The organism is Nostoc sp. (assembly GCF_036917135.1).
Classification (GTDB): domain Bacteria; phylum Cyanobacteriota; class Cyanobacteriia; order Cyanobacteriales; family Nostocaceae; genus Nostoc.
This window is the reverse complement of sequence record NZ_JBALEA010000006.1, coordinates 35853-54101: the sequence shown is the minus strand read 5'-3', so window position 1 is coordinate 54101 and position 18249 is coordinate 35853. Positions and strand designations below refer to the sequence as shown.

Below are 18249 nucleotides of genomic sequence, written 5' to 3'. Positions count from 1 at the left end.
TAGTTTGCTTATCGTTACATCAATTTTTGCAATTATCTATATCATTTTGCAATCTTTCTTAGTTTTTATTAGTAAATAAGATGCGTTTGCCCTGGAGAGTAGGCCCTTGGAAAGTTCTGGGTGATGAGGAAACGGAAATCCTCTGGATGGAAAACGGCTCTCTCAAGTATAAATATGCACTAAACGATCATCCAGATGCTAGACTACGTGACTTCATCCCAGCATTGGATAGTAAATTACTACCTTGGGGCAAGGCAGATACAGTTCAGTTTGTGCAAGCAAATAAGAAGTGGCTAAGGAAAGATATTAACGGAGGTGGAGTCTGGTTGCTCACCATCTTGCCGCATTTTGATAATAAATATCAAATGATACAACCATACAACGAAGAGGGGTATTGCTTAACGGGGTATTGTGATGTAGGAGATTATCGAATCGTAAAAGATCATTATTGGTATTGTCCTAGCTTTAGTACTCTTCCCAGGCATATCACCGATGATGGCGGTTTATTCTTTGTTAGAGTTGATAGAGATTTATCACAAGTTGCAACAGTCCTGTCATACGCACCTCAAGATATATAGGTTTTTGGCGTTGCTGAATTAGAGGATGATTTTGCACAATTTATAACGTATTTCCAATGTGTTTCTCCCGCTAATTCATCCCGCATTTATGCAACGCCAGGTTTTTAAGCAGCACAGTTTTCATGTAGATTACTTGAAGGTCTTTTTAAATACCGCCCAATAGGTGAACCCAAAACCTGTCCGTTATTAAAAATTAAATTTCCACGTAAAAAGGTACTTTTTACCCTTCCAGTTAACTCTACTCCTTCAAAGGGTGTATAACCTTGTTGTGACTCCGACTCAGCAGCACGCACTACAAAGCTTTCATTGGGGTCTACTAATACTAAATCAGCATCATAGCCAATGGCAATATCGCCTTTTTCTAACAAACCAAAGCGCCGCGATGGGTTCCAAGATAGCAATTTAGCAATATGATTGTAGGACATCCCCCGTTTGCTACCTTCACTAAATACACCAGAAAGTAAATATTCAGTACCGCCAAAACCAGACTTTGCTAACCAAATATTATTCGGGTCTTTAGCACTTCTTTTTTGTTCAGCAGCACAGCAAGCATGGTCGCTAACTATCCAATCTACTTGATTATTGAGTACTGCTTGCCATAAATATTCCACATCTGCACGCGGGCGAATAGGAGGGTTGACTTTTGCCCAAATTGTATTGGGAGTATCGACATCTAATAGCAAATGTCCGACGGTAACTTCTCGCCGAAAGTTGATATGAGGAAAAGCAATTTGCATAGTCAAAGCTGCTTCCATTGCTTTACGCGAACTCAGGTGTAACAAATTGATATTTGCACAGTTAGTTTCAGATGCTAAATAAGAAGCGATGCAAATTGCTAAACCTTCGGAATGAGGTGGACGCGCCGCACTATAAGCGTGTAATCCACTCAAACTAGAATCATTTTCAACTATTTTGGTGTAGGCGTTGAGAATTTCTGCAACTTCACAGTGCAAACTCAAGCTGATAGTATCTCGCGCTTCTGGATGTTTTTCCATCAAGCGAGTTAGACCGCGCATAATAAATTCAAAATGGGCGAAATCGTACCGTTCCTCTTTATTAATCATCAAAAAGAGGTTTTGCTGGTCTGATAAACCATGCAAGCCATAGCCGCCATAAAACATGAAAATTTTAAACGAAGAAACACCGTATTCTTCAAACAATAAAGGTATTTCGTCGATATGTTGGCTAGCTATAGGTGCGATGTGATAGCTGTAATCTACAAAAAAATTACCTGCGGATAAAGCCAACACCTCTGGAAAAAAATCGCGGTAGGAGCCGCCTTTGTTAAGATAATACTGCCCTGTACGGATGTAATTTAAGCTAGTAGTTATGCCTCCCATTGCAGCTGCTTTGGTTTCAGTCACAGCATCTTTGTCGAGGGGTTGATAGATGCCGATGTGCATGTGGGCATCTACAACCCCAGGAAAGCCTAACAGGTTTTTGGCATCAAATACCTCTTTAGCTGTGTCTGGGCTAATATTAGGGGCAATCTGAGCAAATTTTCCATCCTTAATGCCTAAATCAAGTAGTTCGATTGCATCCTGATGGGGACGAACTACCCGCACATTTTTGATAATTTGATCTAATACGGGAGTTTCAGACACAGTAGACCTCACACTAAAATGAGTTTAGTCAGGAATTTCAACATCGAATCGGGACGAAGAGCAAATCCCATCATTATATACGGTTTTTTATGAAATCATCTTCAGGAGAAAAGACAATGGAAAGTTTTAATGAGTATCATATAGACCCAAAGGAATTTACTTTTCTCAAAAGTTTTCAAGATAACTGGCAAGTGATTAGAGATGAGTTTACACGTTTTATTAAGGAGGCATCTGATGACGAATTAAAATTAACTTACGAGATTCTTGGCCCTAAAAGTAAAACAATTAAAACCAAAGGTGATAATAAATACAGTGCTTTTGGGATTTTATTTCAAGGTATGTTTATTGAAAAATATATTCAGGCGCATCAAATACAATATCCTGATTATGAGTCAGATGATGCATCACAAAAAGCACTTGTATTAAGAGAGAAATATTTTCCAAATTTGGCTAAATTAATAGAAAAAGTTAACTTGCTCGATGATGAAATCATCAGGAACGTGTATTTTGGTACATTCCATCCCGGTTTGGATATCAAGCTACACGTTAACTATAACCCTCATACAAATCGTGGCTATCTAGGATTGATTGTACCAGAGGGAGATGTGGCAATGAAAATATGCCATGAGCAGCTTTATTGGCATGAAGGAAAATTTCTGGTTTTAGATCACAGTTATCCACACTGTCCACATAATTACACCAATTATGATAGAACTGTTTTGGTTGTAGACTTTTTTAAACCGGATAAACCTAGAGAAGAAGTGATCAGATTTGAGCAAGAGCAAGTCAGACAACGTATGCAAGATAATCCTTACAGCTTAGGTGTTTTTGGTAAAAGCGATCAAGCTAAAGAAGAAGATTTTATCAAGTATGGTTTAGCTCATCAATTAGAATGGGACAAAGCTTTATCAGCTTAATTTATGATCTCCAAACTGGCTGGGAAGCATCATTCGCCATTTTCAAAATTCTCTCAAGAGTCTCCCACACCCGTACACTTGATCGTGGATGTCGTTATGTCGTAAGGCATACCACCAGATTGCCGCATTAATGGCAATGACCGGCTTTCCGAGCCACCGCTCCGCTTCGTCAGCAAGCCGGAGCATACTCAAATTGGTACCCATTTGCACGATCGCATCTACGTCATCACCATCGAGTTCTTGAAGATAGTTGCGAAGAGCATTTTCCGAGACTTCAGCGATCGCTATTGCAGTGGGGCAACGGAGTCCTTTCAGCCGGACGACCTCCACCCCAATGTCACTGAAGAAGTTGCATAACCTTTCGTCGCCTACGGCCTGATAAGGGGTGATGACGGCGATCTTGTTGACTTTGAATGCTTCGAGAGCTGCCTGACATGCCAAGCCAGCCGAAGCCACTTTGAGTCCAGTATAATCCTCAAACCGTTTCACGAACGCTCTGTTTCCCTTGAGTCCTTCCCAAAAAGTCTCGGCACTCATGGCCATGATTAGGTAGTGGATACCAGCCGTCATCACGCGATCAACTGCGAAGAAAATTTCGTTGTCGATCTGCTCCAGAATACGCGCCATCTTTTCGTCACTACTCAAGTCCTGGTCTCGAATATGAATCCGGGAGATGTGGGATGTAACGCCCCGTACCGCCATCGTGTGAAAATCTGGTTCGACGATGGTGTTTGTGCTGGGCGCAAGTACCCCGAATTTCTTTCGCCATCCTAACGCGTCTGTCATTGTTGAATACCCGTGGATAATCTAATTACTTACCTTTATCTGCTTTCAAGAGTCCGATTTATCGCGATCGAGTGCAGCCTCCAGACGCGTCTGATCTTGTTGAGTAATATCTGGGTTATGCAGTATCCAATAACAGTCTAGACGGTCATTGGTGCGAAACAGAAGTAATGCTCCACTTTCTGTCCAGAAGGGGCCGTGTGGAATATGTGCTGGTCGCCAGTAGTAGCCGTCTTTGCACATTGCTGTATAGCGCCTATTAAAAGGGTCATCGTTCATAGACCAATGTCCAAGAACATCTCCACGGATGACATAAGCCTCCTCAGTAGTAGGATGACCAGCATAGAAATTGCCTTCAATCCACATAGGTACTAAGCCTAGAATCCACGTGGCGCGTCCGGTTTTTTTATTGGTATACAGGCTTTTACGTACTGAACCAGGAGGTAAAAAGGTTGTGCTTTCCCATTTCATGGCGTGGAGTTCTTGCAAGGGAATATACTCAGTCATCCGTTCATGGGTCTGCATATTCACATGATATACAGGAGTTTCCGGGATTTGCTCAAGGCTTGCGTAGTCTTCTGCGATGTAAGTGGGGGTAGCATTTGGCATCCACAAGATAATGGTGTCATCTTCCGTTTTCCAAGGGCCAGTAGGTATGCCAGCTGGGATGAAAGAGTAACTGAGAGTGCGTAATATAAACCCACCCTGGCAAAGTGCGCCTGTTAGCACAAAAATTTCCACATCGGTAGTGAAATGACCTATAGGTGCGTTCCAACCCTTTTTCAAGACGACTCGCTGTGTAGATTCACCTGTACTTTCGTTGACAGATAGAACCTGTGCAGTACCGTGTTGACCAATAATAAAGTTTTTGACGTTAAAAGGCACTTGTGGAAAATTAACAACTGAGTTAAGTGATTCTTCAGTTTCTACATGTTTGCGCCCTGGCGAGGTGTTTTTGTTCATTTTAATACCTGTGTAGTGTGTGGGAGATTAACATATTCTACACAGACAAACTCAAAGTTGCCGTTGACCCAAGACAGTTTCAAGGCATAGAATCAATACCTGATGCTGTAGAATATCTCATCAGTGGTCAAAATTATGGCAAGGTTTTAAGTAGCACGATATAAGTTTATATTCAGTCGGAGATGAGAATGACACAAGATTCAGAAAACACTTTAAAAGTTGCTCGACAGGCATTTGAGAATCTGACACATGGGATGGCAACTGGAAAATGGGAAGCATTGTTAGATATGCTCACAGAAGATTTTACCCTTTGGTTTCCAATGGGTAAATTCCACGGTTTGAATGTGGGAAAAGAGCGAGCTAGAGAATTTTTCGAGTACGTTTTTGAATCCTTCAGTCCTGGTTTGAACCTGACTAGTCTAGACCATGTTACTAGCAATGAAACAACGGCTGTCTTTGAGTTTCGAGATGAAGGACCTTTGTTTGGACAGCCTTACAAAAATCGGGTAGCAGTTTCCTTTGATGTCCGTGGAGACAAAATTTGTGGTTATAGAGAATACTTTGGCAGTGATGGAAAATCGTATTAAATAATTTGTAATTCGTCATTACAAATTATTTAATTAACTTTTGTTAGTTTCTCTCAGGGTTGAGTTCGTTGATTTCTCTGCATTTAGCCTCTGCTGCTTGATATGCTGCCAAATAGTCTTGACCACCCAACATCACATCACCGTAATATTCATAAGGTGGATCACCATAGATTGGCAATGGTTCATCTTCTGGATAATCTTCTTTCGATTCTTCAATGATGGCTTTGAGTTTTTTAACCGTCAGCCTTTGGGCTGCAAAATACCAGAGTTCTTGGGGATTTTTGTTCAGGTGCGGTAATGTGGGATCGATAATGCGGACATCGGGGGCATCGCCTAGCTCAATCCAACTGTGTTCAATCGGTCTGTATGGCTTCCCAACAAAAGCTAAAAATCCCTGAATATATCTTGCTCCCTCAGTGGACAATGCTGCTTTGTAAGCATTATCAAAGGGAGTGCTAGCCCTGCTGTTTATGCGTTCAGCAGCTTTGATTGACAGCGTTTCATCCAATATTTTGTTCATCAATAGCAAGGATTAGAGCAGCCATGAAAATATACTATCATTGCTACTTACCATTTTGCTTGGGCATTGAGCATTCACTAATGACTAATGACTGAGGTATCAAATTTTATCCGAACTGTTTTGGGACGACATGGGCTTCCCCAACAAACCTGGCCAGAGGGCATATTAGTAAAAACAGTACTACGAGCGCCAATCACAGCATTAGCACCGATTTGCACTCCCGGTCCAATAAAACAATCTGCTGCTACCCATGCACCATTCTCAATAGTGATACTCGCTGTTTTCAACCCAAAGGCAGGGTCTTGGATATCATGACTACCAGTACATAGGTAACTTTTTTGGGAAATTACACAGTGTTCACCGATGCTGATTTGATCGAGGCTATATAAAACTACGTTATCTCCAATCCAACTGTAGTTGCCAATAGTGACTTTCCAAGGGTAGGTGAAGCGGGCGGTGGGTCGAATTAATACGCCTTTGCCGATACGAGCGCCAAATAGTCGCAGCAGAGCCGAACGTAGAATATTTAACGGTTGAGGAGTGAGGGGAAAGGCGATCGCTTGTACAAGCCACCATAATAAAATATACCAACCTGGACGACCCCGGTCAAACCAAGATTGGTCATATTTACGTAAATCTACAAAAGGTTGGTCATTAGTCATTCAATTTTAGATTTTAGATTTTAGATTTTAGATTTTGGTCTGAGCGCTCAGTCGAACGATTTTAGATTTTAGATTTTAGATTTTTCCTTCAATCCAAAATCCAAAATTAAAAATCTAAAATTGCCAGAGTTATGAATCAATGGTCAATAGCTTTACCTCTGCTCCTCTGCTCCCCTGCTCCCCTGCTTCTTCCTTTGGGGTAGTTGCAGTATTTAAGTGGCCACCACAGTTGCGTAATTCGTAAAGTTTAACGCCAATTTGATATTCGTATTGACTTAACAAGCGGGCATAAATATATCCTGCTTTGCCATCCAAAAAACCGCGTTGAATTATATAAAACAAAACGAACCGCAAAAGGGGTTTAAATGGCAGGTGTACCCACACTTTTTTCAAAAAGCGCTTGCGTTGCACTGCATCACCAAATAGATTAGCGCCAATAGTACCGCTATCACTTTTACCTGTAAGAATATTAAAGTAAACACTGGCTTCCCAGTTGGAATAACGGTTATGCCGTTCTAACCAGTGGTAAAGGTCACGGAAGTCTTCATGAAGCATATCATTTTTGAGATACCCAACTTTCCCCTGCAAAATCACATGTTCGTGAACTTCGTTATCACCAGTATTGGGAATATCTTCTGTATTTAGATTTTCGTATCGACCTTTTTGATGCTGAAATAAACGTAGATTCCAATCGGGATATTTACCACCATAGCGAATCCATTTTCCTAAGAAAAATACGCGGCGGTTGAGATAATAACCTGTATATTCTTTGTTTTGAATTGCTTGGTCAATTTCTTCCCAAAGTTCGGGGGTGATGCGCTCATCGCAATCTACAATTAGTACCCATTCGTTGCGAAAAGGTAGATTATCTAAAGACCAATTTTTCTTTTTTGGCCAGCGTCCATTGAAGTTGAATTGCACGACATTTACACCGTGGGCTTTGGCAATTTCAATGCTTTTGTCGGTACTTTCAGAATCTACTACAAATATTTCATCTGCTCTGCTCAGGCTAGCGAGGCACGCAGGCAAATTTACTTGTTCATTTTTTGCGGGAATTAGTACTGAAACTGGTATTTTAGATGACATAGTTTATTTAGGAGTTAGGAGTTAGGAGTTAAGAGTTAGGAGTCAGAATGGACTGGATATGATTGCCGATTTTAAACCATTTCCAAATCGTACATTTGAAGGTCTACAATCAGGTGGTGGTTGAATTTGCAACGGCAAAGCATTCTGAATTCTCCATTCTTCTTTATTTCTTATTTGATGTAGATAAAAGACCCTGAATAGCAGCATTTAAGTAACCAATCTGACCGTAAGCATAAACAAGTTTATCAAACCGTTCTGCTGGATCAGAAAAATATTGCAATGCTTTATACAAGCCCCGCACAAATCGTTCGCTACCTCGCTGCAATTGAGCGATTCCAGCTTTACCAGCGAGTTGTTCTCGATAGCATTCACTGATACCCTGCCACCAGCCTCGGTTTAAAAACCAGGAGCGTTGGAGGCGTTCTGGGGCTACATTGTGAGCGACTAGTGCTTCGGGAAGATAAGCAACTTGCCAACCACGCTGTAGAGCAAATTCGGTCATTTGCAGTTCTTCATTTGATAACAAATTTTTCCCCACTCGACCAAGGTGAGGATCAAAACCACCAATTTCTTCTAGGAAACTGCGGCGGATGGAGTAATTTAAGCCTCTGGGTGTTGAGCCAGGTTGCTCAATGTAGATGTTACTGTCACCCAAATCGTATGCACCCAGATTTGCAGCTAGCCCTGGAGATAGCCACCGTGGTGGTTGGATTCCTGGAGGCCACAAAAGAGTGACTTTGCCACCTGCGATCGCGAGCTTAGAGTTATTGTAATAGGCAAAATATAAAACTTGTAGCCAGCCCGCGCAGGCAACGGCATCATCATCCAGATAAGCCAGAATATCACCACTCGCTACCTTTGCCCCCGTGTTGCGGGCGACAGATAAACCAATGGTGGGTTCAAAGACATACTTCAGGCGCTGATTGTGGCTCCTTTGTTCTACGACTTCACGAGTGCGATCGCTAGATCCATTATCAATTACGATAATTTCAAAGTCAGCAGCAAAATCCTGCCCTAAAAGACTATCAATTGCAGCCCCTAAATAGGTATCTCGATTGTGAGTACAGATGATGGCAGAGATTTGGGTGTCTGGCATAGATTGAATTTTGGATTTGAGATTTGGGACTTTCCTGCGGAACGCTACGCTCAGTCGAACGATTTGAGATTAAAATCTTAAATCCAACGCACAGCTGCTGAGAGCTAATCTAAACCAAAAGTTACTGACCCACCAACCGAGTTTCTTCGGAAATAATCTTTAAAACTTCACGTTTGCTGAATATGACTGTGTAAAACTACAAGGGTTTGGGCTAGTTGACTCAGGCGGGTTTCCAAGGATTGCTTGCGCCCTAACAGTTGACGTAACTTTTGGTAACGAGCGATCGCCATGCTAACATTGGGAACCTGATCTGCTGGACATGGACGCGACCAGACTTTACCAGCATCGTCTACACCACAGAGGCGGTAGCCAGTAATCGATGATTGATAAGATACTTTCCCACCACTCGCGCAAATTTCTTCTACGTAGTTCATCAGGCGGTCAACTTCTGCATGGCGCAGTGTGGCAGTTCCTCCCGGTTCTGGTTCTTGGGGATTGGATTCTAACCAGCCATTGACAATTGGCCCTTCTAAGTAAATATCCTGAATTTGCTTCAAAATATTTTGCAGTTCTATTTGCCAACCTGCAACAGTTTCCTGAATTTCTTGTAATAGATTCATCGCCAATGCTGGATTTGCACCGTGGCGATGGCTACTAAAGCTCGGAGTTTTCAACTTGGGTAGGCTGGGTGTTCTACTACCATTCTCTTCTGCTTGAAAGGTCTGCACAGAGTCATGGTGAGGAAAGAAATTTTGTTCATCAGAATAATCACTTTCAGTATCTACACTGAGGTCAACTGTTTGTCCTTGTGTATTGAGTTCCCCATTCTCAGAGAATGGAGTTTCTGTACTTTCTGTGGGTTCGTTGGCTCCGACGCTGATTCTAAAGGAGAAAGGCCGTTTTGTCGTCGAATCACCTGTTTCGGCGGCAGAGCTAGTGCCGCGATTCCCTAAATCGTGTAGAGTTGCTTCAATGCGTTTTAAGCCTGCGTTCATAAAGACATCCTAAAGTTTGCTGTCCCCAGTAGTATTTAATAATTAAGAATGGGGTTGTTGGGATTTTCGGCTGTTGCCAGTTGTGGCATCAATCTAATTTGTAATTCAAAAGGGTTTTTACCCGGTGCATAATAACGGTAGTCCCCTTGGCGTTGGGATTTTAATCCCGACTGAAAACAGAATTAGGAATTATAAATTTTGAATGGTGCTGGTGCTAATTTTATCCCTTAAAAGTTATTTGAAACCAAAAATCTCACCCATGAAGTAAAAAACTGCGGTGATAAATTGTAACCATAGGCATATTGTTAAAATACTCAGGAAACAACTTTGGGTAAAATCATCTTAGTAACAGGTCCAGCACGATCTGGTAAAAGTGAATGGGCGGAAACTCTGGCTATCCAGTCAGGAAAACAGGTTGTTTACGTAGCAACAGCCACCGATAACCCAGATGACCAAGAGTGGCATCAGCGCATTTTAAAACACCAAAAACGTCGTCCCGAAGATTGGGTAACTTTACCTGTACCTGTGGAACTGTCTGCTACCCTCGCCGATGCCAAACCCTATACCTGCCTTTTAGTTGATTCTTTAGGAACCTGGGTTGCTAATCTCCTGGAAAAGGACGAATTTAGCTGGGAAAACATGGTTACAGAGTTGTTAGAGACGGTGGAACTGGTTGCTGCTGATATGTTGTTTGTGGCAGAAGAGGTGGGTTGGGGTGTGATCCCAGCTTATCCTCTGGGGAGGAAATTCCGCGATCGCCTGGGTTCTTTAGTGCGCCAGCTAAGTACACTCAGCGAAACTGTTTATTTAGTTACTGGTGGTCATGTTCTCAATCTCAGCATCCTTGGTTCGCCATTACCAAACAGAGAAGATGCTGGAACATTCAGAAGTCAAGATTCTTAACTGTTGATTCAAATTCATCCAAAATCTCAAATCTCAAATCTAAAATTGTCTTATGGCAACCAAACAAGAAGTTAGAGGATACCTTGCCTACTGGTTTCAGTTGGGTAAGCAAGTGATTACGGGCAACGGTAAGGCAAGTTTTTTGCCCCAGTCGGTGGTAAATGGCGATCGCTATAGTGAAGAATTTGAAGAATGCTGGCAGAAAATTATCTCACCACATTCAGGTGACTGTTACCTAGAGGGTACTCATGAAACCATTGCTGAACTGTTGACACCAGCATGGGATATGCTACCTTGTGGCCGTTGCAGTATGCCAGTAGCCGTGCGAAACGTCGGTATGCCCGCGTTGTTATGTCCCTGTAATGATTTACCTAACTGGCCAAATACTGAATTACCAGCACCGCGAGAGCCAATTAAGACTCAAAACCAACTCCAAACAATTCGCGATCGGCTTGTAGATAATATTGCATAAACAAACAATCAATAGACATCTGGTGAAAAAGAATTGTTTTGACGTAGCACTGCTACGTCTCTAGAAGGGTTCTGGGTGACGCATATTTAATTTCTGGAGATGTCTAATTTGTAAATCTGACAAGTTTTTTCTAAATTATTTGATTATTTTAATTTTTCCTGTAGCGGCTTTTAGTCCCACCACAGGATTTCACCACAGGATTTTTGTATGTCCATGCCAGCTAGGGTAAAAATAACTATTGGTTATTAACTATGCCCAATCCCCAATCCCCAAAATCCTAAGTATTTTACTCATTAACCGTGCCACTATAGAAAATAGAGCTGCAAATTGAGCAATAGGAAGACTAAAGAACACTGTGCAGATAACATTCTTAGGGACGAGTTCCGGTGTACCCACGCGATCGCGCAATGTTTCCAGCGTCGCCCTGAGATTACCCCAAAGGGCAGAACTGTGGTTATTTGACTGTGGCGAAGGTACTCAGCATCAAATAATGCGGAGTGAACTCAAAATGAGTCAACTTTCCCGAATTTTTATCACCCACATGCACGGCGATCACATCTTTGGGTTGATGGGACTTCTTGCTACTTGCGGCTTGGCTGGCAATGTGGAACGAATTGATATCTATGGACCACCTGGCTTAAATGATTACATTCAATCCGCCTCACGCTACTCCTACACACACTTTTCTTACCCGATCAAAGTTCACGCCATCCGTCCAGGGGTAATTTATGAAGACAATGACTTTACCGTTAGCTGCGGTAACTTGCATCACCGCATTACAGCTTTCGGCTACCGCGTAGCCGAAAAAGACCGCACAGGACGCTTTGATATCGAAAAAGCCAAGGAGTTGCAAATTCCTCCTGGTCGGATTTACGGTCAACTCAAGCGCGGTGAAACTGTTACCCTTGACGACGGACGGGTGATTGATGGCACTCAATTATGCGGACCGACAGAAATTGGTCGAAAGATTGCCTATTGTACAGACACAATTTATTGTGATGGTGCAGTGGAATTAGCTCATGATGCAGATGTATTAATTCACGAAGCCACCTTTGCTCATCAAGATGCAGATATGGCTTTTCAGCGATTGCATTCTACAACCACAATGGCAGCGCAAACCGCTTTAGCTGCTGGGGCGCGTCGGCTGATTATGAGTCATTTTAGTCCCCGCTATGCTCCCGGAAATACCTTGGAGTTGAAGGATCTTCTCAAGGAAGCCCGTGCTATTTTTCCCCGTACTGATATGGCCTACGATTTCATGATTCATGAAGTACCTAGACGACGGGAAGTAGAGTTAACTAAGGTAGGCGTTTAGATTTTGGATTTTAGATTTCCTATTGAACCCTTCTAAGGGACTGACAAATAAAAAAACATCCCAAATTTTCTTGTGGCATGGGTGTCCGCAGCCATCCCATATTCAGGGCGGGCAGGATGCCCACCCCACAAGATGGATAATTGATTTCTTGTCAGTCCCTAATCTAAAATCTAAAATTAACCAGGCTCTATAGCCGTCCTAAATCATTCGACGCAGGGAACCTCTGCAACGCACTGGCTCCCCTACGTATCTTTTTAAAAATCAAATAGTGGTTTTATAGTATAGTTTAAATATTTTCCCCAGTGTGTTTCTTAGATTATAAGTCATTAAAATAACATGAATATACAGTAATATTGTGAATCAGAGAATTTTTTACTAAAATACTTAGGAAAAATAATTAATTTTCCGTCAAGATTTTTATTCTTTAAATAAAATATTTATGAAAAATTTATTCTTCCAACACTGATTAAGAATTTATATGCATGAATTCATGAACATGAAAGCGCCAGTTGGCATAATATTGTGCCAAATGAGTTTGTCATCGTTGGAAGAATAATTAAGTATGTTGTTGTAGCTATTAGGTGTGGAAAAATCATTTCACAGTTCTCATAAATCTTCCAAATAAATATAGTATTTCGATATTAGAGGAGTTTGATAGTGGCTAAGACTAGTCTGAATCAAGAGCAACAGGTTACTACTTCAGCACAAGGCGCAGTTGACATCAGACAACTATCTACTATTTTGCTTCGCCGACGCTTTCTGATCTTGGGAGTTTCCTGTGTAGTTATGTCAGCTGCTAGCCTCCTGGCGATCATTGCCAAACCTACTTACCAGAGCAATATGCAGATATTGGTGAGTTCCAATTTATCGGAAGGGGCACAGTCAAATAATATCCCAGTCGGGGCAGATACTCAGGTTACTGATTCCAATTCTCAAGTTATTGATGACACTACTCAGATGAAACTCATGCTGAGTTCTAAGCTGCTCCAGAAAGCCGTAGATTTACTTCGTTCTGATTATCCTAATATTACCTTAGAAGATATCAATGGTCAAAAAGAACAGAGCAAAAAAGCACCTCTGGAAGTGAATCGAGAAAAGGGAGACATAGGAGCTAATAAAGTTCTTAATCAAGTATTTGAAGTTGCTTTTAATGATGACGATCCAGTTAAAGCACAAAGAGTACTTCAAGCTCTAGAAAAAGTCTATCTAAACTACAACAAACAGCAACAAAAAGAACGTCTTAATCAGGGACTGGCTTTTGTAAACGCTCGCCTACCTGAGATCAAAAAAGAGGTGAGTAAAGCTGATAAAAATTTGGAACAGTTTCGCAAGAAACATAAATTTCTCGATCCCGAAGTTCAAAGTAAAATCTTGCTAGAATCTCTAGCCGATATTCAACAACAACTACAAACGACTCGTGCCAACCTTCAAGATGCAAACGCTCGCTACGATAACCTAGAGCAACAAATAGCGTCTTCATCCCACCAAAATACACTAATTTCTTCTCGTTTAAATCAGTCAAGCCGCTACCAAGCCTTATTGAGTGAAATTCAAAAGACGGAACTGGCTTTGGCGAAAGAGCGGCTGCGCTATACAGACGACTACCCATCAGTACAAAAACTAAAACAGCAACGCCAAAATCAACTTTCGTTATTACGAGAAGAGGTGAAAGCTATTACTAGTAGCAGTGAGGGACAACCGCTATTAAAAGGGCAAATGGTAGGGGTTGATCCCACGCTAGTAGATGAGTTTATTCTCGTGCAGACAACCGTCTTAGGACTAACTGCTAATGAGAAGAATCTAGCCGAGTCAGAACAGAAACTCCGCTCTGAAGTAAACAAATACCCAAGCTTGATAGCAGAGTACAACCGTCTACTGCCAAAGGTAGAAACTAGTCATAAAACCCTTGAACAACTGCTTCAGGCACAACAGTCATTGGGACTGAAAATTGCTCAGGAAGGATATAACTGGCAAGTTTTAGCAGAGCCGACTCTGGGTACTTTTATGGGGAACAACAGATTATTCCTTTTGGTTGGAGGAGCCGTAATTGGGCCGATTTTAGGTATCTTAGCAGCCCTGATTTGGGAAAAGTTTAATGATGCTATTTATTGTGCGGAAGATTTAAAGAAACTGACGAACCTACGTATACTGGGATCAGTCCCAAAACTACCGTCGCGTGATGTCAAAAAGCGGCGACTGGGACTGCCTTGGAATGGACGGCGAAGTTCAGATGACTCTGTAATAGAAGTCACTACTAAATTGCCCGTCCATGAAACCTTGGACATGATCTACCAAAATATTCAAATCTTAAAATATCCCTTGCCTTTCAAGTCGCTGATGTTTACTTCAGCACTACCAGGAGAAGGGAAGACAACCTTAATATTAGGGCTTGTGGCTAGTGCTACTCGGATGCATCGACGAGTATTAGTTATTGATGCTAATTTGCATAATCCTAGCCTGCACAAAATCCTGGAACTATCCAATGATTGGGGACTATCTCTGTTATTAGTTGATGAGACAACTACTCATTTTCAAGATTATATCCAGCCCATTCACCCTTCAATTGATATTTTGACTGCTGGGCCGGAACCAGATGACACGGTGAAGTTACTCAGTTCTGAACGGATGAAAGAACTAATAGAGTTATTTGAGCAAAGTTATGACTTAGTACTGATAGATGCTCCAGCTATTTTAGGTACGGTTGATGCCAGGATTGTGGCATCTTTTTGCAATGGGATTGTGATGGTAGAGCGCATGGGTAAAGTGACGCGAACTGAACTGACTCAAGCTACAGAAATTTTGAGTAAGTTGAATTTAATTGGAATTATCGCTAATGAAGTGAGCAATTCTCAAAAGGTATTGGCATCGTAGAGCGAAGCAGCAAGGAGGTATTGGGTATTGGGCATTGGGTATTGGGTATTGGGTATTGGGTATTGGGTATTGGGTATTGGGCATTGGGTAGAAGTGAGGAATTCTCTTCCTGCCTCCTAATTTCTACCTGATAGCTAAAGCAAAATGCATAATTAGTAGGAGGTGGCAACCTCCTGCGTTGGAGAAGTGTCTCATCTTAAAGTAGTAGACGCCATAGTTCAGAGCGTCAATTAGATACTAGTGTGATTAGATGATCAGCATGAAATTCCAACTTTACTTAGGCTCTTTATTTTCCCAGATTAAAGTACGTCATTGGTGGGTAAGTATCCTTTTGTGGATAGCTTTGGTTGCCCCAGCCCAAGCGTCTGTAATTCTGCGTGTGGCAATTGAGAGGGGCGTTAATCAGGTAAAAGTGGGCAGTTCCACCACTGGGATTGTCAAGGATAGTACTGGCCGGACTCTCGGACAGTTGCCAGCGATGAGTGCATATTATGCTCAAGCCGTTCCTGGTGGAGTGGCTTTAGATAAATGGCAGTCTGGTTTATTTTGGATTGAGCCAACTGGTAAAGGATTCGTTTATATTGGCGATCGCTGGTATCGGGGTAGAACTCTAGTTGTACCCACAGACAAAGGCTTAACGGCTGTTAATTGGGTTGATGACCAAGAGTATCTCTACAGCGTTCTTGGTGGCGAAATGGATACTAGTTGGCCTCAAGAAGCGCTGAAAGCTCAAGCGATCGCAGCCCGTACTTATGCCCTCTACGAACGGGAAAAACAACGGAATAATCCCGTTTACGATTTAGGCAATACCCCCGATCGCTGGCAAATTTACAAAGGTGTGATCAGTGAAGCCCCTTCTACTTACGCCGCAGTCGATTCCACACTAGGGCAGGTACTAACTTACAAAAACCGGATTATTCTCTCAGTTTTTCATGCTTGTTCTGGGGGACACACCGAAAACGTGGAAGATGTTTGGGGAAGCAACGAGCCTTACCTCCGAGCTGTTCAAGACTACGATCAAAATATCAGCGAGTGTAATTGGGTGAAAACCTTCTCGCCCAGTGAAATTAGCGCTAAATTTCCTGAGGTGGGCAATGTCAAGGATATGATTCCAGAGACATACTCACCTTTCCGCAGTGTTAAAGTCTTGAAAATTGTCGGCAACAGGGGCACAAAAGTGCTACAGGGCGAAGAAGTGCGAACAGCCCTCAAGTTAAAAAGTACCCGCTTTACCGTCACCAAGGGAGGCGATGGTAGTTTTGTACTGCAAGGGCTGGGCTACGGTCATGCTTTAGGTATGAGTCAGTGGGGAGCGTACAATCTGGCTCGGCAAGGAGTGAACCACCTGCAAATTTTGGGTCATTATTATCAAGGTGTAGCCCTAACACCAATTCAGGCGAAGTAATCAGGGATTGGGCATTGGGGATTGAGGATTGGGGACTTGTACTGAGCGTTCGCGTAGCGTCTCGTAGAGAAGCCGAAGTATTGGGGATTGGGCATTCATATTTCCCTTGTCCCCCTGCCCCCTGCCCCCTGCCCCCTGCCCCCTGCCCCCTGCCTTCTATTCCCCACTCCCCCTTTCTAAGCGTTTTTGCCATTCAGCGTCAATTTGTGCAGAACGCTCAACTTCCTGGTCTAGTAAGTCAGTTTCGCTAGAATACACTAAATCTTCCTTGCTAATGACTTTTTCTGTTGCAAATTGTTGAGCATAGTCAATTTTTTGTTGCAAAGGTGCATCAGGACTTGTTAATATTCTGGCTCTGGAAATGCGATCGCGGTTGCGATCGACAATTTTACGATTACGCCACCCAATCCAGAAATAACGCAATAACGGTATACCTAAAAAACCTGCTCCATAAGCCAATAGCAGCCAATAAATTCCTTGGACAAAAGCTACCAGTCCACCAACTTGGGCGGCAACAGTGCCATCTCTCAACAAACTTCCCAATACTAAAGCACCAACGAAATTGAGTACACCCAATCCAGCACTCAGCGTGATTTGCCCTGATGTTGCGGCACTAAAACGCCAGGGAAATTCCTCCAAGTGATCTGATATTGCATGACGGCGCTTTTTAACTGCACTCACCTGCAACTCTGGGAAGTAATAAACAATTTGTCCTTCTGGACTTACCCCCGGTTGCCCATTAAATCGCGTCAGAACTGGCAGCATATAATCTTCGTACTCTCTTGTATATCCCTCACCAATGTCATCCAAATATGGGGTAATCTGTTCTGCTACCACTGCGCCACGGTTACTCCGAATCACCGTAGCAATTTCTTGCCAACGACGTTCTTCTAAGTTGGCATTAGGATTACCATCGCCAAACAAAAACGAAAACACAGCTTCAAAGAAATTCAGATTGCTTTCTTCCCGGCTTTCACGTCGCCGTTCCTGGTAGCGAGTATCATAATTTGGGCTAAGATACCAAAATAAATTGGGAAAAAAGAAAAACCCCCCACCGCCGGAATTACTGCCCCGATTGTTGCCGTTACGGTCTGAATTGGCATAGGTAATGATAATGTAGATGGTAACAGTTATCAATACGATAGAAACAGTTAAGAAAATTCCGAAAGAAATGCGAATCAGGTAAAACAGAACACTCCAGACCTTTTTCCACCATTCTTGCAATCGTAACCGGAAGTATTTATTACGCAAAATTGCTCGAAAATTTTGCGGAAAAAGGTAAACTATATCACCTGAATCCGCTACCTGCAAATGTCCCCCAGCATCAGATGCTAGGGCTAACAAGCTTTGATTAGCTTCAGCGACGTTCAATCCTGCCTGAGTTGCCACATCACCAACGGTGACACGGTAGCCCAGTTGTTCCACAGCTTGCATGATGGTGGGACTGGGAGCCATTGCTCTCCCTCCTGTTGAAACTTATTCCCCTTTTATT

16 protein-coding genes and 2 pseudogenes are annotated in these 18249 nt (G+C 42.4%); 9 read left to right on the top strand and 9 right to left on the bottom strand.

What is annotated here, in order from left to right; all coding sequences use genetic code 11:
* Positions 1 to 95 precede the first annotated feature (95 nt).
* Positions 96 to 578: pseudogene (locus tag V7K50_RS01315) on the top strand (DUF4437 domain-containing protein); the annotation flags it as partial.
* A 104-nt stretch (positions 579 to 682) separates the two neighbouring features.
* Here V7K50_RS01315 and V7K50_RS01310 read toward each other — a convergent pair.
* Complete coding sequence (locus V7K50_RS01310) at positions 683 to 2182, bottom strand: amidohydrolase family protein (RefSeq protein ID WP_334956506.1); 1500 nt, start codon at positions 2180 to 2182, stop codon at positions 683 to 685.
* Between the two features lie 116 nt (positions 2183 to 2298).
* Between V7K50_RS01310 and V7K50_RS01305 the strand changes: the two genes are divergently transcribed.
* Entirely contained in the window at positions 2299 to 3099 is an 801-nt protein-coding gene (locus tag V7K50_RS01305) for an aspartyl/asparaginyl beta-hydroxylase domain-containing protein (RefSeq protein WP_334956508.1), read from the top strand.
* Between the two features lie 42 nt (positions 3100 to 3141).
* Here the strand turns inward: V7K50_RS01305 and V7K50_RS01300 are convergent, their stop codons facing one another.
* Positions 3142 to 3885: a maleate cis-trans isomerase family protein gene (locus V7K50_RS01300; RefSeq protein ID WP_334956504.1), complete on the bottom strand. Its 744-nt coding sequence runs from the start codon at positions 3883 to 3885 to the stop codon at positions 3142 to 3144.
* A gap of 45 nt (positions 3886 to 3930) precedes the next feature.
* Complete coding sequence (locus V7K50_RS01295) at positions 3931 to 4845, bottom strand: DUF4437 domain-containing protein (protein ID WP_334956502.1); 915 nt, start codon at positions 4843 to 4845, stop codon at positions 3931 to 3933.
* Positions 4846 to 4871: 26 nt separating this feature from the next.
* On the opposite strand from V7K50_RS01295, the pseudogene V7K50_RS01290 reads away from it, so the two are divergent.
* A pseudogene (locus V7K50_RS01290) lies at positions 4872 to 5009 on the top strand (alcohol dehydrogenase); the annotation flags it as partial.
* A gap of 24 nt (positions 5010 to 5033) precedes the next feature.
* Complete coding sequence (locus tag V7K50_RS01285; protein ID WP_334800675.1) at positions 5034 to 5432, top strand: nuclear transport factor 2 family protein; 399 nt, start codon at positions 5034 to 5036, stop codon at positions 5430 to 5432.
* 43 nt (positions 5433 to 5475) lie between these two features.
* On the opposite strand, the gene V7K50_RS01280 is transcribed toward V7K50_RS01285, so the two are convergent.
* From V7K50_RS01280 to V7K50_RS01260, 5 genes are all read right to left on the bottom strand, one after another.
* On the bottom strand, positions 5476 to 5952 hold the full coding sequence (locus tag V7K50_RS01280) for a hypothetical protein (RefSeq protein WP_334956500.1): 477 nt from the start codon (positions 5950 to 5952) through the stop codon (positions 5476 to 5478).
* Positions 5953 to 6029: 77 nt separating this feature from the next.
* Positions 6030 to 6614 carry a hormogonium polysaccharide biosynthesis acetyltransferase HpsU gene (hpsU, locus tag V7K50_RS01275; RefSeq protein ID WP_334956498.1) on the bottom strand — a complete coding sequence of 195 codons (585 nt, stop codon included), beginning with the start codon at positions 6612 to 6614 and terminating at the stop codon, positions 6030 to 6032.
* A 129-nt stretch (positions 6615 to 6743) separates the two neighbouring features.
* Positions 6744 to 7700 carry a glycosyltransferase family 2 protein gene (locus V7K50_RS01270; RefSeq protein ID WP_334956496.1) on the bottom strand — a complete coding sequence of 319 codons (957 nt, stop codon included), beginning with the start codon at positions 7698 to 7700 and terminating at the stop codon, positions 6744 to 6746.
* 163 nt (positions 7701 to 7863) lie between these two features.
* Positions 7864 to 8796 (bottom strand): glycosyltransferase family 2 protein, encoded by a 933-nt coding sequence (locus V7K50_RS01265; protein ID WP_334956494.1) that lies wholly within the window; start codon positions 8794 to 8796, stop codon positions 7864 to 7866.
* A 167-nt stretch (positions 8797 to 8963) separates the two neighbouring features.
* Complete coding sequence (locus tag V7K50_RS01260; protein ID WP_334956492.1) at positions 8964 to 9791, bottom strand: hypothetical protein; 828 nt, start codon at positions 9789 to 9791, stop codon at positions 8964 to 8966.
* Positions 9792 to 10118: 327 nt separating this feature from the next.
* On the opposite strand from V7K50_RS01260, the gene cobU reads away from it, so the two are divergent.
* The 5 genes from cobU to V7K50_RS01235 all read left to right on the top strand — a co-directional run bounded on the left by cobU (position 10119) and on the right by V7K50_RS01235 (position 16757).
* The gene (cobU, locus tag V7K50_RS01255; RefSeq protein ID WP_334956489.1) at positions 10119 to 10694 is read left to right on the top strand and encodes a bifunctional adenosylcobinamide kinase/adenosylcobinamide-phosphate guanylyltransferase; all 576 of its coding nucleotides are present in this window, start codon (positions 10119 to 10121) and stop codon (positions 10692 to 10694) included.
* Positions 10695 to 10746: 52 nt separating this feature from the next.
* A complete protein-coding gene (locus V7K50_RS01250) occupies positions 10747 to 11166 on the top strand; it encodes a hypothetical protein (protein ID WP_334956487.1) in 420 nt (139 codons plus the stop codon).
* A 355-nt stretch (positions 11167 to 11521) separates the two neighbouring features.
* Positions 11522 to 12481, top strand: coding sequence for a ribonuclease Z (locus tag V7K50_RS01245; RefSeq protein WP_334956485.1), 960 nt, complete (start codon positions 11522 to 11524; stop codon positions 12479 to 12481).
* 657 nt (positions 12482 to 13138) lie between these two features.
* A complete protein-coding gene (locus V7K50_RS01240; RefSeq protein ID WP_334956483.1) occupies positions 13139 to 15352 on the top strand; it encodes a GumC family protein in 2214 nt (737 codons plus the stop codon).
* A 259-nt stretch (positions 15353 to 15611) separates the two neighbouring features.
* On the top strand, positions 15612 to 16757 hold the full coding sequence (locus V7K50_RS01235; protein WP_334956481.1) for a SpoIID/LytB domain-containing protein: 1146 nt from the start codon (positions 15612 to 15614) through the stop codon (positions 16755 to 16757).
* A 156-nt stretch (positions 16758 to 16913) separates the two neighbouring features.
* Here V7K50_RS01235 and V7K50_RS01230 read toward each other — a convergent pair whose 3' ends face one another.
* The gene (locus V7K50_RS01230) at positions 16914 to 18212 is read right to left on the bottom strand and encodes a hypothetical protein (RefSeq protein WP_334956480.1); all 1299 of its coding nucleotides are present in this window, start codon (positions 18210 to 18212) and stop codon (positions 16914 to 16916) included.
* Between the last annotated feature and the right edge of the window lie 37 nt (positions 18213 to 18249).